This is a genomic window from Pseudomonas sp. 65/3-MNA-CIBAN-0223, from assembly GCF_040310425.1.
Taxonomy (GTDB): domain Bacteria; phylum Pseudomonadota; class Gammaproteobacteria; order Pseudomonadales; family Pseudomonadaceae; genus Aquipseudomonas; species Aquipseudomonas gregormendelii.
Genome location: NZ_JBEOPV010000002.1, coordinates 223,762 through 245,706 on the forward strand (window position 1 = coordinate 223,762; position 21,945 = coordinate 245,706).

Here is a 21,945-nt window from a genome sequence, read left to right on the forward strand (position 1 = left end):
AGCAAATGCCAGGTACTACTACTCGGGTGACCGATAGTTCTGCACCACTGCTTTTATGCAGAGAGCACTGCAGGGAACTTGCCAGCTCCATTGGTTACCCGAGTTTAATTTTTTTCGCAAGCGGGCTAATCGTCGGCCCTGGAGCGGAGCATTCAAACAGATGAAATTAGAAAATGCCTTCTAATGAGCAAGAGGTGCGGACTAGAGCATCAGCCTGACGACGGATTGGTTCGGGTCGCGGGTTTTTCCGGCAGCCTTGAGCTCTGCAAGATAATCGTTCCAGAGGTCTTCCTGGCGCACGCCCAGCTGATACAGATATTCCCAGGTGAACAGGCCGCTGTCGTGGCCGTCATCGAAGGTCAATTTCAGTGCGTACTGACCGGCCGGTTCGACCTTGCTCAGGCCGACGCCGATCTTGCCAAATTGCAGGATGGGTTTGCCGTGGCCCTGGACCTCGGCGGAAGGGGAGTGCACGCGCAGGAATTCTGCGGGCAGGTGATGTTCCTCGCCGGACGCGTATTTCAGCGACAGGGTTTTCGAGGCTTTGTGCAGCTTGATGTCGGTGGGGAGTTGGGTCATGAAAGGTCGTCCGTCGGGTGACGCACCCTGTAGGAGCTGCCGCAGGCTGCGATCTTTTGATTTTTGACTCTACCAAAATCAAGATCAAAAGATCGCAGCCTGCGGCAGCTCCTACGGGGCGGCAGGTGACCTACAGGATATAACGGGACAGGTCTTCGTTCTGCGCCAATTCGCCCAGGTGGCTGTTGACGTATTCGGCGTCAATCATGATCACCTTGTCGTCGTGGGCGCTGGCGAGGTCGCCGGCACTGAACGACACTTCTTCAAGCAGGCGCTCCAGTAGCGTGTGCAAGCGACGGGCCCCGATGTTCTCGGTCTTTTCATTCACCTGCCAGGCGATCTCGGCGATGCGCTTGATCCCGTCCGGCTGGAACTCGATACCCAGGCCTTCGGTTTTCAACAGTGCGCAATATTGCTCGGTCAGGGACGCATGTGGCTCGCTGAGGATGCGCTCGAAGTCTTCTGGCGTCAGTGCCTTGAGCTCAACGCGGATCGGCAGGCGACCTTGCAGTTCCGGCACCAGGTCGCTCGGCTTGCTCAGGTGGAACGCACCCGAGGCGATGAACAGGATGTGATCGGTCTTGACCATGCCCAGCTTGGTATTGACGGTGCAGCCTTCGATCAGCGGCAGCAAGTCGCGCTGCACGCCTTCGCGAGAGACATCGACGCCGCCGGAGTTGCCGCGTTTGGCGACCTTGTCGATTTCGTCGATGAACACGATACCGTGCTGCTCAACCGCTTCCAGGGCCTTGGCCTTGAGCTCTTCGTCGTTGACCAGGCGCCCGGCCTCTTCGTCGCGCACCAGTTTCAGCGCTTCCTTGACCTTGAGCTTGCGCGCTTTTTTCTTGCCCTTGCCCATGTTGGCAAACAGGCTCTGCAGCTGGTTGGTCATCTCTTCCATGCCCGGCGGCGCGGAGATATCGACGCCGGCCGTTTCGGCGACTTCGATTTCAATCTCCTTGTCATCCAGCTGGCCTTCACGCAGGCGCTTGCGGAACAGCTGGCGGGTATTGGAGTCGGCAGGCGGAGCCGCTTCGTCACTGTTGAAGCCCGCGCGTGCCGGTGGCAGCAGGGCGTCAAGAATGCGCTCTTCGGCGGCGTCTTCGGCGCGGTGGCGAACCTTGGTCATTTCCTGTTCGCGCAGCAGTTTCATCGCGGCGTCAGCCAGGTCACGAATGATCGATTCGACATCGCGACCGACATAACCGACTTCGGTGAACTTGGTCGCTTCAACCTTGATGAACGGCGCGTTGGCGAGCTTGGCCAGGCGACGGGCGATTTCGGTCTTGCCGACACCGGTCGGGCCGATCATCAAAATGTTCTTGGGGGTTACTTCAACGCGCAGCTCTTCGGGCAGCTGCATCCGGCGCCAGCGATTACGCAGGGCGATGGCGACGGCGCGTTTGGCATCGTCCTGGCCGATGATATGGCGATTGAGTTCGTGGACGATTTCACGGGGAGTCATGGACATAATAATTGGCGGACCTCAAGCAAGAATGAGCCGTGGCACAAAGGCCGAAACAGGCTTATTCGGCGCAGTCCTGCTCCTCAATGGTCTGGGTGTGGTTGGTGAATACGCAGATGTCGCCAGCGATGCCGAGTGCGGTTTCGACGATTTCCCGGGCAGACAGGTCGGTCTTCTTCAGCAGCGCGCTTGCGGCGGCCTGGGCGTAACCGCCACCGGAACCCATGGCGATCAGGCCTTCTTCAGGCTCGACCACGTCGCCGTTGCCGGTGATGATCAGCGAAGCATCTTTGTTGGCCACTGCCAGCATGGCTTCGAGACGACTCAGAGTACGGTCGGTACGCCATTCTTTGGCGAGTTCGACAGCAGCGCGAACCAGGTGACCCTGATGTTTCTCAAGCTGACCTTCAAATCGCTCGAAAAGGGTGAAGGCGTCAGCCGTAGCCCCGGCAAAACCGGCGATAACCTGGCCGTGGTACAGGCGACGAACTTTCTTCGCGTTGCCTTTCATCACGGTATTGCCGAGAGAAACCTGGCCGTCGCCGCCCATGACGACTTTGCCGTGGCGGCGAACTGAAACGATGGTGGTCAAGGGAGAGTCTCCACGCAGCGGGGCGAAAATGCCTTATGGAAACTCATATGGGGGTGGTGACGGGTTTTTCAACTGCGGGGAGGGAGAGAGGACGAGCGGTGGACGATTCGCGTGTGGTGATGACGGTACAAATGTCACTGCTGGCAAGCCTTGCTCCCACAGGTTTGTGCGTTCCTGCGCGAGCTCGGCAGTGTGGGTAACCTTGCCACCACAGGTTGGGAGCAAGGCTTGCCCGCGATAAACGATAACGCAGTGTGGCTGACGAACTCAGCGGCTTTGGCGTTGTTGTAACAACAGGTTGCTGAAGCCGCTGCCCGCCAGTTGTTTCTGCGCGGTGGTCAGTTGTTCGCGATTGCTGAACGGCCCGACCAGCACCCGGTACCAGGTCTCGTCCTTCACGGTGCCGGACTCAACCGCCACGGCCTGGCCCAGCAGGATGATCTGCGCCCGAACCTTGTCTGCGTCAGCCTCCTTGCGGAACGAACCGGCCTGCAGGAAGAACTTGGTCACCGGTGCGGCCTTGCTTACCGGCGGCGCTGGTGGCGGGGTAATCCCGGCCAGTGCTGCCTGCGCCCGCGCAGTGTCGATCTTGGCGGCTTGCTCCGGCGTCACCGGAGTGGTCGGAATCGCGGGCACCTGGGGTGTCGGCAAGGTTTTTTCCGGCACGGCATCAGCAGGCACTATGACTTCCGATTCCGGCAGCAACGTGTAGAAGTCGTACTTTGGCTTCACCGGTTGCGTCGGGCTCGGGGGGGTCTTGTTGGCCTCGGCGATCCGGGTGGCTTTCTGTTGCTCAATCTTCTCGCGCTTGACGCTCTCGCTGCCTTTGCCAGGCTCCAGTTTCATCAGGAATACAATGAACGCACCGACCGTCAGGCCGATGGCCATCCACAGCCATCCCGGGATCGGTTGCTTGGCAGGTGCCTGGTAACGGCTGGCGCCACGCTTGGGTGCAGGTTTTTTCTTGGCAGCCAACTTACATACGCTCCAGAGTTTCCAGACCCAAGAGTTCCAGGCCTTGCTTGAGAGTGCGACCGGTCAGCGCGGCGAGGCGCAGGCGGCTCTGCATTTGCGCCGGGGTTTCGGCGCTGAGAATCGGGCAGTTCTCGTAGAAGCTGGAGAACAGGCCCGCGACATCGTACAGGTAGGTGCACAGAATGTGCGGCGTGCCTTTGTCGCAAACGTTATTGAGGACTTCACCGAACTGCGCCAGCTTGGCCGCCAGTTCGTGCTCATGGACGGCTTCCAGGGTGATCTGGCCTTCGACTTCGCTGAAATCCTTGCCCAGCTTGCGGAACACGCCAGCCACGCGGGTGTACGCGTACAGCAGGTACGGCGCGGTGTTGCCTTCGAAATTCAGCATCAGGTCGAAGTTGAAGCTGTAGTCGCTGGTGCGGTGCTTGGACAGGTCGGCGTATTTTACCGCGCCGATGCCCACCACCTTGGCGATGTTGCGCAGCTCGGTTTCGGCCAGCTCCGGGTTCTTGTCCTTGACCAGGGTGTAGGCGCGTTCCTGGGCCTCGGTCAGCAGGTCGATCAGTTTCACGGTGCCGCCATCGCGGGTCTTGAATGGACGGCCGTCAGCGCCGTTCATGGTGCCGAAGCCCATGTGTTCCATTTCCATCGGATGGGTCACGAAGCCGGCCTTGCGGGCCACGGCGAACACTTGCTGGAAGTGCAGGGCCTGGCGCTGGTCGACGAAGTACAGGGCGCGATCAGCCTTGAGCTTGCCGCTGCGATAGCGCACGGCCGCCAGGTCGGTGGTGGCGTACAGGTAGCCGCCATCGGCCTTGACGATGATCACCGGCAGCGGGTCGCCGTCGGCGTTTTTGAATTCGTCGAGGAACACGCACTGGGCGCCGTTGCTCTCCACCAGCATGCCGGCAGCCTTGAGGTCGTTGACCACGTTGATCAGGTCGTCGTTGTAGGCGCTTTCGCCCATCACGTCGGCCATGGTCAGCTTGACGTTCAGCAACTCGTAGATTTTCTGGCAGTGGGACAAGGAGATGTCTTTGAACTTGGTCCACAACGCCAGGCATTCCGGGTCGCCGGCTTGCAGCTTGACCACCAGGCCGCGGGCACGGTCGGCGAACTCTTCGGATTCGTCGAAACGGCCCTTGGCGGCGCGGTAGAAGTTTTCCAGGTCCGACAGTTCGTCGCTGGTAATCGGGTTTTCCTGCAGATAAGCCATCAACATGCCGAACTGGGTGCCCCAGTCGCCAACGTGGTTCTGACGGATCACGTCGTCGCCGAGGAACTCCAGGACGCGAGCCACGCCGTCGCCAATGATGGTCGAGCGCAAATGGCCGACGTGCATTTCCTTGGCGAGGTTGGGCGCGGACAGGTCGACCACGGTGCGTTGGGTCGGGCCTGCCTTGCGCACACCGATGTTTGCGTCTGCCAAGGCCGCGTCAAGCCGCGAGGCCAGGGCCTGGGTGTTCTGGAAGAAATTCAGGAAGCCCGGGCCGGCGATTTCGGTCTTGGTGATGTTTTCATCGGATGGCAGCGCGGCGATGATTTTTTCCGCCAGGTCGCGGGGCTTCATGCCTGCCGGTTTGGCCAGCATCATGGCGATGTTGCTGGCGAAGTCGCCGTTCTTCTTGTCGCGGGAGTTTTCCACCTGGATCGCCGGCGACAGGCCTTCAGGCAACACACCTTCGTTGACGAGTTGGGTGATGGCTTGTTGGATCAGCTGGCGAATGGTGTCTTTCATGATGCTCTCTTTCGACCGCAAGCGCGGCAGCGCCTGGATGCGCGGGTGGAAAAACTGGGCATTATCCGTGGCGGAGACGGGCTTGCCAACTATAGCGGGCAGGTTATGGATATGCGGTGACAAAAGCGGCAAAGATCGCAGCCTTCGGCAGCTCCTACAGATAAGCGCGACCGGGGTAGGAGCTGCCGAAGGCTCGGGCCGCGTTCGGACGATCTTTTGACCTTCAATACAAATCGACGGGATCGACATCCAGCGACCAGCGCACCGCTCGCCCACTCGGCATCTGCTCCAGCGCCAACAACCAGCTGCTCAGCAGCCGATGCAGCGGCGCGCGGGCTGTCGCCTGCAACAATAGCTGAGCGCGATACCGGCCCGCGCGTCGCTCCATGGGTGCGGGCACCGGCCCGAGCAGCTCAATGCCGGTCAAATTCTGCTCAGCCAGCAAACGCTCGGCCTCGCTGCATGCTTCGTCAAGAAAGCCTTCGGCCTGCCCCGGTTTGTGTGCCTCTGCGCGCAACAGCGCCAGGTGGGCAAAGGGTGGCAAGCCCGCCGAACGCCGCTCGCTCAATGCTTGCTCGGCAAAAGCGAAATAACCCTGCTCGGTCAGTTGCACCAGCAGCGGATGATCGGCCAGGTGAGTCTGGATGATCACTCTGCCAGGTTCCTCGGCACGCCCGGCGCGCCCGGCGACCTGCACTATCAGCTGGGCCATGCGTTCGCTGGCGCGGAAGTCGCCGGAAAACAGGCCGCCGTCGGCATCCAGGATCGACACCAGGGTCACCCTGGGAAAGTGATGACCTTTGGCAAGCATCTGCGTGCCCACCAGAATGCACGGCTGGCCTTTCTGGATGGTCGCGAACAACTGGTTCATGGCGTCCTTGCGCGAGGTGCTGTCGCGGTCTACACGCAGCACCGGCACCTCTGGAAACAGAATCGCCAGTCGCTCTTCGGCGCGCTCGGTGCCAGCCCCTACCGGGCGCAAATCCACTTTGGCGCATTTCGGGCAATGCCGAGGCACGCGTTCGACATAGCCGCAATGGTGGCAGCGCAGTTCGCCGGAGCGTTGGTGCACGGTCATTCGCGCATCACAGCGTTGGCATTCAGACATCCAGCCGCAGTCGTGGCACAGCAGAGTCGGGGCAAAACCCCGACGGTTGAGAAATACCAATACCTGTTGCCCGGCAGCCAGGGTCTGGCCGATTGCCTGCTGCATGGGGCCGGAAATACCACTGTCCAGCGGACGGCTCTTTACGTCCAGGCGCAGGAAGCGCGGTTGCTTGGCGCCACCGGCGCGCTCGTTCAGGCGCAGCAGCCCGTAACGGCCGGTGTAGGCATTGTGCAGGCTCTCCAGCGAAGGCGTGGCCGAGCCGAGGACGATCGGGATGTTTTCCTGGCGGGCGCGCACCAGCGCCAGGTCGCGAGCGTGATAACGCAGACCTTCCTGCTGTTTATAGGAGCCGTCGTGCTCTTCGTCGATGATGATCAGCCCGGGGTTTTTCATCGGAGTGAACAGTGCCGAGCGGGTGCCGATAATAATGTCGGCATCGCCATCCCGGGCGGCGAGCCAGGCTTCGAGGCGTTCGCGGTCGTTGATCCCCGAGTGAATCAGCGCGATGCGTGCATTGAAACGTTGCTCGAAGCGCGCGAGGGTTTGCGGTCCCAGGTTGATTTCCGGGATCAGCACCAATGCCTGCTTTCCGGCTTCAAGGGTTTCGCGGATGAGTTGCAGATAGACTTCGGTTTTGCCGCTGCCTGTAACGCCCGCCAGCAGGAACGCGTGATAACTGTCGAAGCCTGCGCGAATGGCTTCATAGGCCGCACGTTGCTCGGGGTTGAGCGGCAGCTCCGGCTGGGCCAGCCAGTGTTCGTGACGGGCACCCGGGGCATGCTTGCGGATTTCCACCTGCACCAGGTCCTTGGCCAGCAGCAGATCCAGGCTGTCCTTGCTCAGCATCAACTTGCTCAGCAGCTGGTGGGCCACGCCGTGGGGATGCTGGGCCAGGGTAGCCAGGGCCTCGCGCTGTCGCGGGGCGCGAGCGATACGCGGGTCATCGAGGCTGGCCCCGGGTGCGGCCGACCAGAAGCGCTCCTGGCGCGCTTCGGCCAGCTCACCCTGGCGCAGCAACACGGGCAGCGCCCAGCTCAAGGTGTCGCCGAGGCTGTGCTGGTAGTACTGGGAGGTCCACAGGCACAGCTTGAACAGTGCCGGCGGCAAAGGCGCGGTGACGTCGAGCAGGGCCAGGGCCGGCTTGAGCTTGTCGACAGGCACTTCGCTGGTGTCGGTGACTTCTACCAGGATCCCGATCATCTCCCGGCGGCCAAACGGCACCCGCAGGCGCATGCCCGGTTGCAACTGGGCACGCAAGACCCCGGCGGGAGCACGGTAATCGAACAGGCGGCGCAGGGGCGAAGGCAGGGCTAGGCGCAAAATGGCGTCGGGCACGCGGGGGAGTCTCTGTGGGCGAGCAATAAATGCAGGCTGGGCATGAAACCTGTGTGGGCGGGCTTGCTCGCGAAAGCGTTGACTCGGACGCCATGGTGCTAACGGATACAGCGCTTTCGCGAGCAAGCCCGCTCCTGCAGGGAGGGTGCTTTAAGTCGCGAGCCTAGCAGACGGTCGGTAGAAGGGACAGCTTGCGTGATCGGGATTGTCTGGTAGAATCCGCGGCCTAATTACGTGCGGTATTCAACAATAGTGTTGAGTGGCGGCACGCTAGCCTGAGGAATACACCATGAAAGCCGATATCCATCCAGCATACGAAACCATCCTGGTAACTTGCAGCTGCGGTAACAAGTTCGAAACTCGTTCGAACCTGTGCAAGCCACTGGGCACTGACGTATGCAACGAGTGCCACCCGTTCTACACCGGTAAGCAGAAGACTCTGGATACTGGCGGCCGTGTACAGCGCTTCGCAGACCGTTTCGGCGCTTTCGGCAAGAAAGCTCCTGCTGCTGCAGAGTAAGGTTGAAACGCCCTTTGGGCCTTTCCTTGCTGTTGAAAAAGGCGTCCCTCGCGGGCGCCTTTTTTGTGTCCGCGATTTGGCTTTCCGGCGCCCAGGCCTCCTGCCCTGCACCCAGCAGCCTGGCACCGGCCCAGGTGCAGCGAGTAGTCGACGGCGACACGTTGCGGCTGACCGATGGCCGCAATGTGCGGATGATCGGCTTGAACACTCCAGAGCTTGGCAAGAAAGGCCGCGCTGACGAGCCCTTCGCTGTCGCGGCGCGCAAGCGTCTGGAGGCCCTGGTAGCGGCGAGCGCCGGGCGGGTCGGTCTGCTTCCCGGAAAAGAGCGTAAAGACCGCTATGGCCGAACCCTGGCCCATGTCTACGGTGCCGATGGTGCCAATCTTGAAGCGCAAATGCTTGCCGAGGGCCTGGGTTTTCAGGTGGCGGTGGCGCCTAATGTCGAGCTGGCGGCCTGCCAGCAAGCCGCCGAGCAAAGTGCTCGCCAGGCCAGACTCGGGTTATGGCGCCAGTCCCCTGTGATTGAAGCAGGGCAAATCAGAGGTTCCGGGTTTGCCGTTGTGGGTGGCGTTGTGAGTAAGGTTCAGCGCAACGGCGGCGGAATCTGGATCGAGTTGCAGGATTCAGTTGTGCTGCGGGTTGCGCCCAATCTGCTGAAGCGCTTTGACATGTCGACGCTGGAGCAACTGCAGGGCAGGCAGGTCGAGGCTCGAGGTTGGGTGGTTGACAGGTCGCGACGTGGCGGATTGAAAAACGGACAGGCGCGCTGGTTATTGCCATTGACCGATCCGGTGATGCTTAAGACGTCGCCCTGAAAAAAATTGTAGACATTTTTTCAGTCGATTGTGAACAGTCTATCCCTTGTGTTCCGTGGCTCTTGGCCCAAAGTCGTAAGCCGCAGCGCTTGACAGGGGTGACTGGTCAGTCTTGTGGGGACTTTACGAGGCGCGTATCCTCGCTGACCAGTCTGTCCAACAGTAAAAAGCGGAATGCCCCCATGTCTGATCTGAAAACTGCCGCTCTCGAATATCACGCCCATCCTCGTCCAGGTAAGCTGAGTGTCGAGCTCACCAAGGCCACCGCTACCGCCCGCGACCTGTCGCTGGCCTACAGCCCCGGCGTAGCCGAACCAGTGCGCGAAATCGCCCGCGATCCTGAACTGGCCTACAAATACACCGGCAAGGGCAACCTGGTTGCAGTGATTTCCGATGGCACCGCGATTCTGGGCCTGGGTAACCTCGGCCCATTGGCTTCCAAGCCAGTGATGGAAGGCAAGGGTGTACTGTTCAAGCGCTTCGCCGGCATCGACGTTTTCGACATCGAAGTCGACTCCGAAAGCCCGCAAGCCTTCATCGACACCGTCAAGCGCATCTCCATCACTTTCGGTGGCATCAACCTGGAAGACATCAAGGCACCTGAATGCTTTGAGATCGAGCGCGCGCTGATCGAACAGTGCGACATTCCAGTATTCCACGATGACCAGCACGGCACCGCGATCGTTACCGCGGCCGGCATGATCAACGCACTGGAAATCGCCGGCAAGACCCTGGCAGAAGCCAAGATCGTCTGCCTGGGCGCCGGTGCGGCCGCCATCTCCTGCATGAAATTGCTTGTGAGCATGGGCGCCAACATCGAAAACATCTATATGGTTGACCGTACCGGTGTAATCCACTCCGGCCGTGACGACCTGAACCAGTACAAGGCCGTGTTTGCCCACGCTACCGAAAAACGCACCTTGGCTGACGCCCTGGCCGGTGCTGATGTGTTCGTGGGTCTGTCTGGTCCGAACCTGTTGAGCGCTGAAGGCCTGAAGTCCATGGCGGCCAACCCGATCGTGTTCGCGTGCTCGAACCCTGATCCGGAAATCTCCCCGGAACTGGCGCACGCTACCCGTGACGACGTGATCATGGCCACCGGCCGTTCGGACTACCCGAACCAGGTCAACAACGTACTGGGCTTCCCGTTCATCTTCCGCGGTGCCCTGGACGTTCGCGCCAAGCGCATCAACGAAGAAATGAAAGTGGCGGCGGCCAATGCCCTGCGTGAACTGGCCAAATTGCCGGTGCCTCAGGAAGTGTGTGACGCCTATGGCGGCATCAAGCTGGAATTCGGTCGTGAGTACATCATCCCGAAACCAATGGATGCTCGCCTGATCACCGTCATCTCCGATGCCGTGGCCAAGGCCGCGATCGAGACCGGCGTAGCGACCCTGCCGTATCCGAAGAACTACCCGCTGAAAAGCGTGGATGATGTGTTCAACGGCTAAGCCGTAGCGCTCAGGAAAACCCGGTCAGTGGCCGGGTTTTTTATTGCCCGGACATTCTAAAGATCGCAGCCTTCGGCAGCGCCTGCAGGAGATCACGTTCCCCTGTAGGCGCTGCCGAAGGCTGCGATCTCTTGATCCTGGCTGTAAAAAAGCCCCGCGCTTCTCTCTAAGGCGGGGCTTTTGGTTTGCGCTACCTGATCAGAACAAATCGATCGGCGCACCTTCATCCGCAGGCAGCGGGCTGCCTGGCGCAGAGCCGCTTCCCAGCTCGCTGCCAGTCGGTGGCGTGTCTTCGGCCTTGAAGAGCTCGAAGTAGGCGCCAGGCGTGCCGGGGGAGGCTGCGCGGCCGCTGACCGGATCAACCCGCAGGCTCAGGATGCCTTCCGGTTCAGGTTGAGTGTGCGGCGGCTTGTCCTTCAACGCGGCGGCCATGTAGTTCATCCAGATCGGCAGTGCTACGGTGCCGCCGAATTCCTTGCGACCCAGGCTCTCAGGCTGGTCGAAGCCGGTCCAGACGGTGGTCACGTAGTCGGCGTTGTAGCCGGAGAACCAGGCGTCCTTGGATTCGTTGGTGGTACCGGTTTTGCCTGCAATGTCACTGCGGCCCAAAGCCAGTGCGCGGCGACCGGTGCCGCGCTTGATCACGTCTTCGAGCATGCTGTTGAGGATATAGGTGGTGCGGCCATCGACGATGCGTTCAGCCACTGCAGGCGACTGCGCAGGCTGGGTACTTGAGGCGTCCGCAGGCGTTGCATTGACCGTGAAAGCGCTGGCCGCTGGTGCCGCGATGCCATCGCTGACGACTTCGCCCTTGGGCACGCTTGGCGGGTTGGCAGCGAACAGCAGGTCACCGTTACGGCTCTCTACCTTTTCGATCAGGTACGGGCTCACTTTGTAGCCGCCGTTGGCAAAGGTGCTCCAGCCGGTGGCAATTTCCATTGGCGTCAGGGTCGCGGTGCCCAGGGCCAGGGACAGGTTGCGCGGCAAGTCTTCTTTCTTGAAGCCGAACTTGCTGATGTAGTCGATGGTGCGGTCGATACCCAATGCCTGCACCAGGCGGATCGACACCAGGTTGCGCGACTTGTACAGGCCTTCACGCAGGCGAATCGGGCCGAGGAACGTATTGGTGTCGTTCTTCGGGCGCCAGACCTTGTCCAGGTATTCGTCAACGAACACGATCGGTGCATCGTTCACCAGGCTGGCGGCGGTGTAGCCATTATCCAGCGCGGCGCTGTAGACGAACGGCTTGAAGCTCGAGCCCGGCTGACGCTTGGCTTGCATGGCGCGGTTGTAATTGCTCTGTTCGAAAGCAAAACCACCGACCAGCGAGCGAATGGCGCCGTTTTGCGGGTCGAGGGACACCAGTGCGCCCTGGGCCTGGGGAATCTGGCTGAACTTCAGCGAGTTGTCAGGCTGGCGCTGCACGCGCACCAGGTCGCCGACCTGGGCTACATCAGCTGGCTGCTTCGGATTGGCGCCCATGCTGTTGGTGTTGAGGAACGGTCGTGCCCATTTCATCGTGTCCCAGCTGACGTGCTCCTCGCCGGTGCGGGTCAGCACCTGCAGGCCGTTCTTGTCGACCTGGATGACGATGGCCGGTTCAAGACTGCTGATGGTGCGTTGCTTGGTCAGTTCGGTTGCCCAGGCTTCGCGGGTTTTGCCTGGCAGGCGCGATTCAGGGCCGCGATAACCGTGGCGCTGATCGTAGGTGATCAGGCCTTCGTGAAGCGCAGTGTTGGCCATTTCCTGCAGGTTGCTTGGCACCGTGGTGGTCACCCGGAACCCTTCGGTATAAGCGTCGCTGCCATAGCGGCCGACCATTTCGGCGCGGGCCATCTCAGCAATATAGGGGGCGTTCACTTCCGGTGTCGGGACGTGATAACTGGCGTTGAGCGGCTCGTTGATCGCGGCGGTGTAGTCGGCTTCGGTGATCTTGCCCAGCTTGTACATGCGCCCCAGGATCCAGTCACGCCGCTCTTTGCTGCGCGCCGGGTTGGCCAGCGGATTGAAGCGCGAAGGGGCCTTGGGCAGGCCCGCAATCATCGCCATCTGCGCCAGGCTGACGTCACGGATCGACTTGCCGTAGTACACCTGCGCAGCGGCTTCAATGCCGTAGGCGCGGTTGCCCAGGTAGATTTTGTTAACGTACAGCTCGAGGATCTCGTCCTTGGTCAGCTGGCGTTCAATTTGCAGGGCCAGGAGAATTTCGGTGGTCTTGCGTGAGAAGCTGCGCTCGCTGGTCAGGAAGAAGTTCTTTGCCACCTGCATGGTGATGGTGCTGCCGCCGGACTGGATATGGCCGCTTTTCACCAGTTGGGTGGCGGCACGCATCAGGCTGCTCGGATCGACGCCATAGTGGTTGGCGAAATTATCGTCTTCAGCACTCAGTAATGCGTTAATGAAATTCGGCGGAATGTCTGCAAAACGGATCGGAGTCCGGCGCATTTCGCCAAATTCTGCAATCAACTTGTCGTCACTGCTGTATACCCGTAGCGGAATCTGCAACTGAATGCTTCTCAGTGCCTCCACAGACGGCAATCCGGGGCTAAGGTAAAGATAGGCGCCACTCAGACTCAGGAGCAGTCCGCAGAAAACGGCGACGACGGACCAACCGAAAAATTTCAGCAGACGAATCAAGGCGTTTGGATATCCAGGAAAAGAATGAATTTGGCACCAGGGACTGGTGAAAAGAGTAATGTCCCGAGCTTGAAGTAAAAACTGGTAAAAAATCGCTGGGCATTATAAGCATTTTTCCGTCGCAGGGCGTCATTTGCGCTGCTGTCAAGACGGGCGGGTTGAACGCAATGGACATTATAGAGTCCGTAACTCACGGATAGTCATAGGGAATGGGTAGTGCTAGGACTCTTCAATAAAAAGGCCAATACGCTTCTGGGGATCGACATCAGCTCCACGTCGGTGAAGCTTCTGGAGTTAAGTCGTCAAGGCGAGCGCTACCGGGTTGAGGCCTATGCAGTCGAGCCGCTGCCGGCCAATGCAGTCATCGAAAAAAATATCGCTGAACTCGAAGGTGTCGGGCAGGCGTTGTCGCGCGTGCTGATCAAGGCCAGGACCAATCTCAGGAATGTGGCGGTGGCGGTGGCCGGCTCGGCGGTCATCACCAAGACAATCGAGATGGATGCCGGCCTCTCCGACGACGAGCTGGAAAACCAGCTGAAGATCGAGGCCGATCAATACATTCCCTATCCCCTGGACGAAGTCGCCATCGACTTCGAAGTCCAGGGACCTTCGGTGCGAAACCCGGCACGAGTCAATGTGCTGCTGGCCGCCTGCCGCAAGGAAAATGTCGAAGTCCGTGAGGCTGCCCTGGCACTGGCCGGCCTTACCGCGCGGGTGGTCGATGTCGAGGCCTATGCACTGGAGCGCTCGTTCGGCCTGCTGACTGGCCATCTGGCCAGCCCCCAGGGGCAGTTGACCGTGGCCGTGGTCGACATCGGTGCAACCATGACCACCCTCAGTGTTTTGCACAAAGGGCGAATTATCTACACCCGCGAGCAGTTGTTCGGGGGGCGTCAGTTGACCGAAGAAATCCAGCGTCGCTACGGCCTGACCCTTGAGCAGGCAGGGCTGGCGAAAAAACAGGGTGGCCTGCCGGACGATTACGTCAGTGAGGTGTTGCAACCGTTTCGCGAGGCGCTGGTGCAACAGGTCTCCCGTTCGTTGCAGTTTTTCTTCGCGTCGGGCCAATACAATGCGGTCGACCACATCCTGCTGGCCGGCGGCACGGCGTCAGTTCCGGGGCTGGACCGCTTGATCGAGCAGCGCCTGAATACGCCGACCCAGGTGGCCAATCCATTTTCCGACATGACCCTGAGCAGCAAGGTCAACGCCGGTGCCCTGGCCAGTGATGCGCCGGCACTGATGATCGCTTGCGGGCTGGCACTCAGGAGTTTTGACTGATGGCGCGGATCAATCTTCTACCCTGGCGCGAGGAACTGCGCGAGGAACGCCGCAAACGCTTCCTGGTGACCCTCGTTGGGGTCCTGGTGGGCTCCGTGGGGGCGGTGCTGATTGCGGACCAGGTCATCACAGCTGCCGTTGACCGCCAGCTCGCGCGCAACGATTACATCGGCAAACAGATTGCCGTTGTCGATGAGCGGATAAAGCAGATCAGCGACTTGAAGGCACGCCGCCAGCAGCTCATCGAGCGCATGCGCATCATCCAGGACCTGCAGGGCAATCGGCCAATCAGCGGGCGGATATTCGACCAGCTGGCGCGCACGTTGCCGGACGGTGTGTATTTCACCGAAGTCAAAATGGTCGGCACTACCTTGTCCATTACCGGTGCTGCCGAGTCCAATAATCGCGTGTCTGACCTGATGCGCAATCTTGACGGCTCCGACTGGTTCGATGCCCCCAGCCTGACCGAGGTCAAGGCCACTACGGCGGGTCAGCTCGACCAGGCGAACGTCTTCCAGTTGACGGTTCGACAGACCCAGCCCGCCGCTGTGGAGGACGGTCAATGAGTCCATCGCAATGGTTTGCCGGACTGCGCAACGTTGATATCAATGACCTGGACACCAACAACATCGGCTCATGGCCGCCGGCGATCAAGGCGATCGCGGGTGGGCTGCTGATGGTGCTGGTGCTGGCCCTGGGGTATCACTTTTACCTCAGCGACCTGGAAACCCAGCTGGACAGCAAGCGTGAGGAGGAGCTGACACTCAAGGAGCAATTCACCTCCAAGGCCCGTATGGCCGCGAATCTCGAGCTGTACACCCAGCAGATGAAAGAGATGGAAAACTCCTTTGGCGTGCTGCTGCGCCAACTGCCCAGCGACACCGAGGTGCCGGGCCTGCTGGAGGACATTACTCGCACCGGGCTCGGAAGTGGGCTGGAGTTTGAAGAGATCAAGTTGCTGCCGGAAGTTACCCAGCAGTTCTACATTGAACTACCGATCCAGATCACCGTGACCGGGGCCTATCACGACCTGGCCACCTTCGTCAGCGGAGTGGCCGGCTTGCCCCGGATCGTCACGCTGCATGACTTCGACATTGCTGGGGCCGACCCGGATGGCGGGACGAAGTTACGCATGAGTATCCTCGCCAAGACCTACCGCTATAACGACAAGGGGGCGCCGAAATGAGCCCGATCCGTTGTTTGGCCATGGTGCTCGTGGTGCTCGGGTTGGCTGGCTGTGGCAAGGGCGACGACGTCAGCGACCTCGATGCCTACATGAACGAAGTTCGCCTGCGCCCACCGGGGAAGATAGAGCCAACGCCGACGTTCCGCTCCTACCCGACGTTCACCTACAGCGCCGCCAACCTGCGAAGCCCGTTTTCCCGGCAGGTCAGGGTGGACCTGGCTGGCCAGAAGCACGGCTCGCGTAACGTCAAGCCTGATCCTGCCCGGGCCAAGCAGTACCTGGAAGGTTTCAACATAGAGCAGTTTGAGATGGTCGGCACGATTTCCAATGCAACCGGCTCCTTTGCGCTGCTGCGCGGGGCTGGCGGCGTGCATCGACTGAAAGTCGGTGACTATCTTGGGCGCAACGATGGGCGCATTGTCGCCATCAGCGGCTCGCAGGTCGACGTGATCGAAATCGTCCCCGACGGCCAGGGAGCCTGGCTGGAACGGCCGCGAACCATACCTTTGAAAGAGCATTCATAGTGGGACTCGAATCATGAACAGGATTTTCTCAGCCCTCGGTATTTCGCTATGGATAGCGCTGCTTTCGCCGATGGCACAAGCGGCCAATCTGAAGACGCTGGACGTTGCCGCACTGCCTGGGGACCGCATCGAGTTGAAGCTGTCGTTCGATGGCACGCCTCCCACGCCCAAGGGCTACACCACCGAGTCACCGGCGCGGATCGCACTCGACCTGCCCGGGGTGGTCAGCCAGCTGGCCAGCAAGACCCGCGACCTGGGTGGCGGCAATGCCCGCAGTGCCACGGTGGTGGAAGCCAAGGACCGGACGCGGCTGATCATCAACCTGACGCAGTTGTCCCCCTATACCTCGCGGGTCGAAGGCAACACCCTGTTTGTGGTTGTCGGCCAGGGCGCCAGCAAGGCTGCATCGCGACCGGTCGCCAGCGCGCCGCGTGCCGTTACTTCGCCGGCCCCGGCGAAAGCGTACGCGCCGGTAGCCAAGGCTATCCGCAGCGTTGACTTCCAGCGTGGCACCCAGGGCGAGGGCAATGTGGTCATCGACCTGTCCGATCCATCCATCGCCCCGGACATTCAAGAGCGCGAGGGCAAGATCATCCTTGGCTTCGCCCGAACCCAGCTGCCAGAGTCCCTGCGAGTCCGCCTGGACGTGAAGGATTTCGCCACGCCGGTGCAATTCGTCAATGCCAGTGCCACCGGGGACCGTGCGACCATCAGCATCGAACCCAGTGGCGCGTTCGACTACTCGACCTATCAGACGGACAACAAGCTCACCGTCAGCATTCGGGCGATGACGGTCGACGACCTGCAAAAACGCAATGCGGAGCGCTTCGCCTATAGCGGCGAGAAGCTTTCGCTGAATTTCCAGGACATCGATGTGCGCTCGGTGCTGCAGTTGATTGCCGACTTCACCAACCTCAATCTGGTGGCCAGTGACACGGTCCAGGGCGGCATTACCCTGCGCCTGCAAAATGTGCCGTGGGACCAGGCGCTGGACCTGGTGCTGAAGACCAAGGGCCTGGACAAGCGCATGGTCGGCAACGTCTTGCTGGTTGCGCCGGCGGAGGAAATTGCCGCTCGCGAGCGCCAGGAGCTGGAGTCACAAAAGCAGATCGCCGAACTGGCCCCCCTGCGTCGCGAGCTGCTGCAGGTCAACTACGCCAAGGCTGCCGACATCGCCAAGTTGTTCCAGTCGGTCACCAGTGCCGAAGCGAAAGTCGACGAGCGTGGTTCGATCACCGTCGATGAGCGCACCAACAACATCATTGCCTACCAGACCCAGAATCGTCTCGACGAACTGCGTCGCATCGTGGCGCAGCTGGATATTCCGGTGCGTCAGGTGATGATCGAGGCGCGAATTGTCGAGGCCAACGTCGATTACGACAAGAGTCTCGGCGTGCGCTGGGGTGGTTCGGTGCAGAAGGGCAACTGGAACTCCTCGGGGGTCAACGGCTCGTCCACCACCATCGGTACACCGGGCAGCACGGGCACCAATTCGCCTTTCGTCGACCTGGGCACCTCGGCTAATACCTCGGGAATCGGCATCGCGTTCATTACCGATAACGTGTTGCTCGACCTGGAACTGACGGCGATGGAAAAAACCGGCAACGGCGAAATCGTCTCGCAACCCAAGGTCGTCACCTCCGACAAGGAAACCGCGAAGATCCTCAAGGGCACCGAGATTCCGTATCAGGAAGCCAGTTCCAGCGGTGCCACATCGGTGTCCTTCAAGGAGGCATCGCTGTCGCTGGAAGTGACCCCGCAGATCACCCCGGACAACCGGATCATCATGGAGGTCAAGGTCACCAAGGATGAGCCGGATTACCTGAACAAGGTGCAGGACGTACCGCCGATCAAGAAAAACGAGGTCAATGCCAAGGTGTTGGTCAACGATGGCGAGACCATCGTCATTGGTGGCGTTTTCTCAAATACTCAAAGCAAGGTTGTAGATAAGGTGCCATTTCTCGGCGATGTGCCGTATCTTGGCCGCCTTTTCCGGCGTGACGTGGTTTCGGAGAAAAAATCCGAGCTGTTGGTGTTTCTCACACCGCGTATCATGAATAACCAGGCGATTGCTGTGAGTCGTTGATTCTGTGCGAAATTTGATTCTTGTAGGACCGATGGGGGCTGGAAAAAGCACCATCGGCCGGTTACTGGCCAAAGAGCTGCGCCTGCCGTTCAAAGATTCCGACAAGGAAATTGAATTGCGCACGGGCGCCAATATCCCATGGATTTTCGATAAGGAAGGCGAGCCAGGCTTCCGTGATCGCGAGCAGGCGATGATTGCCGAGCTGTGCGCGTGCGATGGCGTGGTGTTGGCGACCGGGGGCGGTGCAGTCATGCGCGAAGCCAATCGTCGGGCGCTCCATGCCGGTGGTCGGGTCGTGTACCTGCATGCTTCCGTCGAGCAGCAGGTGGGGCGAACGTCCCGCGACCGCAATCGGCCGCTATTGCGCACGGCAGATCCGGCCAAGACCCTTCGGGATCTGCTGGCGATTCGCGATCCGCTCTATCGGGAAATCGCCGATCTGGTGGTGGAAACCGATGAGCGGCCGCCGCGGATGGTGGTGCTGGATATTCTCGAACGCTTGCAGCAACTGCCTCCCCGTTAAAGCGCGGCGTGAAATGCGCTATCCTCGGCCTCCAGTCGCCGCCGCTCTGGACTGTGGCGAATGGCTACCGAACGGCGTCACACCAACAGAGGCCGCGGACATCGATAATTCAAGGCACGATGCCTGATTCCATCTTCACTGTGGGGACACATGCAGACACTCAAGGTCGATCTAGGCGAGCGCAGCTACCCGATTCATATTGGCGAAGGTTTGTTGGATCAGCCTGAGCTGCTGGCCCCGCATATTCGCGGACGGCAAGTGGCGATCATTTCCAACGAGACCGTCGCGCCTCTGTATCTCGAACGTCTGACCCGCAGCCTGGGGCAATTCTCGGTCATTTCCGTGGTGCTGCCCGACGGCGAAGCCTTCAAGACCTGGGAAACCCTGCAACTGATCTTCGACGGGCTGCTGACCGCGCGTCACGACCGCCGCACCACCGTGATTGCCTTGGGCGGCGGTGTGATTGGTGACATGGCCGGTTTTGCCGCCGCCTGTTATCAGCGTGGTGTCGATTTCATTCAGGTCCCGACCACGCTGCTGTCGCAAGTCGACTCCTCGGTGGGCGGCAAGACCGGTATCAACCATCCGTTGGGCAAGAACATGGTCGGCGCCTTCTATCAGCCGAACGTGGTGCTGATAGACACGACGTCCCTGAACACTTTGCCGGCCCGCGAACTCTCTGCCGGGTTGGCCGAAGTGATCAAATACGGACTGATCTGCGACGAGCCATTCCTCACCTGGCTCGAAGAGAACGTCGATCGCCTGCGCGCCCTGGACCAGACTGCCCTGACTTATGCCATCCAGCGCTCCTGCGCAGCCAAGGCTGCCGTGGTGGGGGCCGACGAGAAGGAAACAGGTGTACGCGCTACGTTGAACCTGGGGCATACCTTCGGCCACGCCATCGAAACGCATATGGGCTATGGTGTGTGGCTACATGGTGAGGCGGTCGCTGCTGGCACTGTAATGGCGCTGGAAATGTCCACACGCCTGGGCTGGATCAGCGAGCAGGAGCGTGATCGTGGCATCCGTCTGTTCCTGCGCGCCGGCCTGCCGGTTGTCCCGCCTGAAGAGATGACTGAAGCTGATTTTCTCGAACACATGGCAATTGACAAGAAAGTGATCGACGGTCGTTTGCGCCTGGTGCTGCTGCGCCACATGGGCGAAGCGGTGGTGACCGACGATTATCCGAAAGAGGTTCTACAGGCCACGCTGGGAGCGGATTACCGCGCCCTGGCTCAGCTTAAAGGTTAATAAGATCCCGATGACTAGTTTGCACGCCGACGAGGCTTTCCTCGGCCATTACCAGTTGAGTCACGACCCTTTCGCTCCGCGGGTACCTGGCTTCAAATTTTTCCCTGCCCAGCGCAAGCCGGTGCTGGGACAACTGCATCACCTGGCGCGCTATAGCCAGTTGCTGCTGGTGGTCACCGGCCCGCAAGGCAGCGGCAAGACCCTGTTGCGCCAGGCCCTGGTGGCCAGTACCAACAAGCAATCGGTGCAGAGTGTGGTGGTTTCCGCCCGCGGTGCCGGTGATGCCGCCGGCGTGCTGCGCCAGGTGGCCCAGGCGCTGAATGTCGCCCAGCCGGAAATCGGCTCGATCCTGTCACAGGTCGTACAGCTGGCCTTGACCGGGCAGGAAGTCTATCTGCTGGTGGATGACGCCGAGCAGCTTGACGAGTCCGCGCTGGAAGCCTTGTTGGCACTGGCCGCGGGTGCTCCCGAAGGCCGTCCGCATGTGTTCCTGTTCGGCGAGTCGTCGTTGATTGCCCAACTCGATGCGTTGAGCCTTGAAGAAGAGCGCTTTCACGTCATCGAATTGCAGCCTTACACCGAAGAGGAAACCCGCGAGTATCTGGATCAGCGGCTCGAAGGCGCTGGCCGGGGTATCGAACTTTTCACCGCTAATCAGATCTCTGATATTCATGAAAGCTCCGACGGTTGGCCTGGCAATATCAACCAGGTCGCCCGCGATGCGATGATCGAAGCCATGATTGCCAGCCGCTCAGCGGTCAAGCGTCCAAGTATGGGGTTCAACATGCCGAAGAAACACGTATTGGCGATTTCCGCCGTAGTCGTGGTCGCGGTAGCCGCCGCCTGGTTGATGCCAGGTCGCAGCAAAGCACCGACCACTGGCGCTCCTGCCAACGAGCAGGCGCAATTGCCGCTCGGCGAGGGTGCTCCGCAACCTAACAGCAACGGTGCTCCAGCCGTGGAGTTCGCCGGTAATTCGCAGCCAATGCCGTTGCCGCTTGTCGGCAACTCGCAACCGGTCATGCGTGGCCCGCTGGCCGAAGCAGCGGGTGGCATCACTGAAGGTGACGATGGCGTGCCGGTTGAAGGCTCCAGCGCCACACCGCCGACCGTGACCACTTCTGCGCCACCGGCCGGAATCCAGCCTGGCCCAGCGCCGACGCCGGCCGCCAAGCCTGCGCCAGCACCGACCCAGGTGGCCACTGCCAAGCCGGCTCCCGCACCTGTCGCCAAACCCGCGCCTGTGCCGGCCAAACCTGCCGCCGTGGCGACCGCCAAGCCTGCCGAGAAACCGGCCGCTGCCGCTGCCAAAGGCGGTGGTGGTACCTGGTACGCCGGGCAACCGACTAGCAACTACGTGGTGCAGATCCTTGGCACCAGCTCCGAAGCGTCTGCGCAAAACTTCGTGAAAGAGCAGGGCGGCGAGTACCGTTATTTCAAGAAAGTGCTCAACGGCAAGCCTCTTTACGTCATCACCTACGGTAACTTCGCCAACCGTGATGCAGCCCTTAGCGCCATCAAGGCCTTGCCAGCGAAGGTTCAGGCTGGTAAACCTTGGCCTCGCACTGTCGCCAGCGTCCAACAGGAACTGGCAACAACTCGCTGAAGATTCGGCGGCCTTACCCAGGCCGCCTCTCCCGGCACCTCAATATTTCCGCATGTGCGCGCCTTCTCTACAGATCGCGTGCCTTGTGGTGTCTGCGTCACAGTAGTCTTTGAGTGGTTGCGGTCAAAAATCAAAAAAGTTTTGACTAGCACAGCATATCGCTTTAAACCTTTCACAAATGCGACATAGATTTGCGACAGTTCGTCGTCAAATTTGTGAGCCTCTGTGTCGGTGTGTACAATGACCTCCCTTTTGCTCCCGCAAAGCTGGCGT

18 protein-coding genes are annotated in these 21,945 nt (G+C 60.5%); 11 read left to right on the forward strand and 7 right to left on the reverse strand.

Going from position 1 to position 21,945, the window contains the following annotated elements:
- Window positions 1-201: 201 nt before the first annotated feature.
- From AAEZ09_RS02665 to AAEZ09_RS02690, 6 genes are all read right to left on the reverse strand, one after another.
- Window positions 202-579: a gamma-butyrobetaine hydroxylase family protein gene (locus AAEZ09_RS02665; protein ID WP_045061950.1), complete on the reverse strand. Its 378-nt coding sequence runs from the start codon at window positions 577-579 to the stop codon at window positions 202-204.
- A 130-nt stretch (window positions 580-709) separates the two neighbouring features.
- Window positions 710-2,050 carry an ATP-dependent protease ATPase subunit HslU gene (gene hslU, locus AAEZ09_RS02670; protein WP_205893441.1) on the reverse strand — a complete coding sequence of 447 codons (1,341 nt, stop codon included), beginning with the start codon at window positions 2,048-2,050 and terminating at the stop codon, window positions 710-712.
- Window positions 2,051-2,105: 55 nt separating this feature from the next.
- Entirely contained in the window at window positions 2,106-2,636 is a 531-nt protein-coding gene (hslV, locus tag AAEZ09_RS02675) for an ATP-dependent protease subunit HslV (RefSeq protein ID WP_007948954.1), read from the reverse strand.
- A gap of 267 nt (window positions 2,637-2,903) precedes the next feature.
- Window positions 2,904-3,611, reverse strand: coding sequence for an SPOR domain-containing protein (locus AAEZ09_RS02680; RefSeq protein ID WP_045061948.1), 708 nt, complete (start codon window positions 3,609-3,611; stop codon window positions 2,904-2,906).
- A 1-nt stretch (window position 3,612) separates the two neighbouring features.
- Window positions 3,613-5,349: an arginine--tRNA ligase gene (gene argS / locus AAEZ09_RS02685; protein WP_045061947.1), complete on the reverse strand. Its 1,737-nt coding sequence runs from the start codon at window positions 5,347-5,349 to the stop codon at window positions 3,613-3,615.
- Between the two features lie 223 nt (window positions 5,350-5,572).
- Window positions 5,573-7,792: a primosomal protein N' gene (locus tag AAEZ09_RS02690; RefSeq protein WP_045061945.1), complete on the reverse strand. Its 2,220-nt coding sequence runs from the start codon at window positions 7,790-7,792 to the stop codon at window positions 5,573-5,575.
- 289 nt (window positions 7,793-8,081) lie between these two features.
- Here AAEZ09_RS02690 and rpmE point away from each other — a divergent pair, with 289 nt between their 5' ends.
- The 3 genes from rpmE to AAEZ09_RS02705 all read left to right on the forward strand — a co-directional run bounded on the left by rpmE (window position 8,082) and on the right by AAEZ09_RS02705 (window position 10,578).
- Complete coding sequence (gene rpmE, locus AAEZ09_RS02695; RefSeq protein WP_045061944.1) at window positions 8,082-8,312, forward strand: 50S ribosomal protein L31; 231 nt, start codon at window positions 8,082-8,084, stop codon at window positions 8,310-8,312.
- Window positions 8,313-8,338: 26 nt separating this feature from the next.
- On the forward strand, window positions 8,339-9,127 hold the full coding sequence (locus tag AAEZ09_RS02700; RefSeq protein ID WP_350598118.1) for a thermonuclease family protein: 789 nt from the start codon (window positions 8,339-8,341) through the stop codon (window positions 9,125-9,127).
- A gap of 182 nt (window positions 9,128-9,309) precedes the next feature.
- Window positions 9,310-10,578, forward strand: a complete 1,269-nt coding sequence (locus AAEZ09_RS02705) for a malic enzyme-like NAD(P)-binding protein (RefSeq protein WP_045061943.1) — start codon at window positions 9,310-9,312, stop codon at window positions 10,576-10,578.
- 198 nt (window positions 10,579-10,776) lie between these two features.
- Here AAEZ09_RS02705 and AAEZ09_RS02710 read toward each other — a convergent pair whose 3' ends face one another.
- Window positions 10,777-13,212, reverse strand: a complete 2,436-nt coding sequence (locus AAEZ09_RS02710; protein WP_414704659.1) for a penicillin-binding protein 1A — start codon at window positions 13,210-13,212, stop codon at window positions 10,777-10,779.
- Window positions 13,213-13,431: 219 nt separating this feature from the next.
- Between AAEZ09_RS02710 and AAEZ09_RS02715 the strand changes: the two genes are divergently transcribed.
- The 8 genes from AAEZ09_RS02715 to AAEZ09_RS02750 all read left to right on the forward strand — a co-directional run bounded on the left by AAEZ09_RS02715 (window position 13,432) and on the right by AAEZ09_RS02750 (window position 21,672).
- On the forward strand, window positions 13,432-14,496 hold the full coding sequence (locus AAEZ09_RS02715; protein ID WP_045061941.1) for a pilus assembly protein PilM: 1,065 nt from the start codon (window positions 13,432-13,434) through the stop codon (window positions 14,494-14,496).
- Window positions 14,496-15,062 carry a PilN domain-containing protein gene (locus AAEZ09_RS02720; RefSeq protein WP_045061940.1) on the forward strand — a complete coding sequence of 189 codons (567 nt, stop codon included), beginning with the start codon at window positions 14,496-14,498 and terminating at the stop codon, window positions 15,060-15,062. The genes AAEZ09_RS02715 and AAEZ09_RS02720 overlap by 1 nt, the downstream gene beginning before the upstream one ends.
- Window positions 15,059-15,682: a type 4a pilus biogenesis protein PilO gene (gene pilO / locus AAEZ09_RS02725; RefSeq protein WP_045061939.1), complete on the forward strand. Its 624-nt coding sequence runs from the start codon at window positions 15,059-15,061 to the stop codon at window positions 15,680-15,682. Before AAEZ09_RS02720 ends, pilO begins: the two co-directional genes overlap by 4 nt.
- The gene (locus AAEZ09_RS02730; RefSeq protein WP_045061938.1) at window positions 15,679-16,206 is read left to right on the forward strand and encodes a pilus assembly protein PilP; all 528 of its coding nucleotides are present in this window, start codon (window positions 15,679-15,681) and stop codon (window positions 16,204-16,206) included. Before pilO ends, AAEZ09_RS02730 begins: the two co-directional genes overlap by 4 nt.
- Before the next feature lie 13 nt (window positions 16,207-16,219).
- Window positions 16,220-18,292, forward strand: coding sequence for a type IV pilus secretin PilQ (locus tag AAEZ09_RS02735; protein ID WP_205893439.1), 2,073 nt, complete (start codon window positions 16,220-16,222; stop codon window positions 18,290-18,292).
- A gap of 4 nt (window positions 18,293-18,296) precedes the next feature.
- On the forward strand, window positions 18,297-18,815 hold the full coding sequence (gene aroK, locus AAEZ09_RS02740; protein WP_045061936.1) for a shikimate kinase AroK: 519 nt from the start codon (window positions 18,297-18,299) through the stop codon (window positions 18,813-18,815).
- 150 nt (window positions 18,816-18,965) lie between these two features.
- Window positions 18,966-20,066: a 3-dehydroquinate synthase gene (gene aroB, locus AAEZ09_RS02745; protein ID WP_350598042.1), complete on the forward strand. Its 1,101-nt coding sequence runs from the start codon at window positions 18,966-18,968 to the stop codon at window positions 20,064-20,066.
- A 10-nt stretch (window positions 20,067-20,076) separates the two neighbouring features.
- On the forward strand, window positions 20,077-21,672 hold the full coding sequence (locus AAEZ09_RS02750) for an AAA family ATPase (RefSeq protein ID WP_350598044.1): 1,596 nt from the start codon (window positions 20,077-20,079) through the stop codon (window positions 21,670-21,672).
- Window positions 21,673-21,945: the final 273 nt, after the last annotated feature.

Excerpts from the sequence above, each read along its gene's own strand:
- argS (WP_045061947.1), bottom strand. The coding sequence starts at position 5,349 with ATGAAAGACACCATTCGCCAGCTGATCCAACAAGCCATCACCCAACTC.
- AAEZ09_RS02720 (WP_045061940.1), top strand. The coding sequence starts at position 14,496 with ATGGCGCGGATCAATCTTCTACCCTGGCGCGAGGAACTGCGCGAGGAA.
- pilO (WP_045061939.1), top strand. The coding sequence starts at position 15,059 with ATGAGTCCATCGCAATGGTTTGCCGGACTGCGCAACGTTGATATCAAT.
- hslU (WP_205893441.1), bottom strand. The coding sequence starts at position 2,050 with ATGTCCATGACTCCCCGTGAAATCGTCCACGAACTCAATCGCCATATC.
- AAEZ09_RS02665 (WP_045061950.1), bottom strand. The coding sequence starts at position 579 with ATGACCCAACTCCCCACCGACATCAAGCTGCACAAAGCCTCGAAAACC.
- AAEZ09_RS02735 (WP_205893439.1), top strand. The coding sequence starts at position 16,220 with ATGAACAGGATTTTCTCAGCCCTCGGTATTTCGCTATGGATAGCGCTG.
- aroB (WP_350598042.1), top strand. The coding sequence starts at position 18,966 with ATGCAGACACTCAAGGTCGATCTAGGCGAGCGCAGCTACCCGATTCAT.
- AAEZ09_RS02730 (WP_045061938.1), top strand. The coding sequence starts at position 15,679 with ATGAGCCCGATCCGTTGTTTGGCCATGGTGCTCGTGGTGCTCGGGTTG.
- rpmE (WP_045061944.1), top strand. The coding sequence starts at position 8,082 with ATGAAAGCCGATATCCATCCAGCATACGAAACCATCCTGGTAACTTGC.
- AAEZ09_RS02705 (WP_045061943.1), top strand. The coding sequence starts at position 9,310 with ATGTCTGATCTGAAAACTGCCGCTCTCGAATATCACGCCCATCCTCGT.
- AAEZ09_RS02750 (WP_350598044.1), top strand. The coding sequence starts at position 20,077 with ATGACTAGTTTGCACGCCGACGAGGCTTTCCTCGGCCATTACCAGTTG.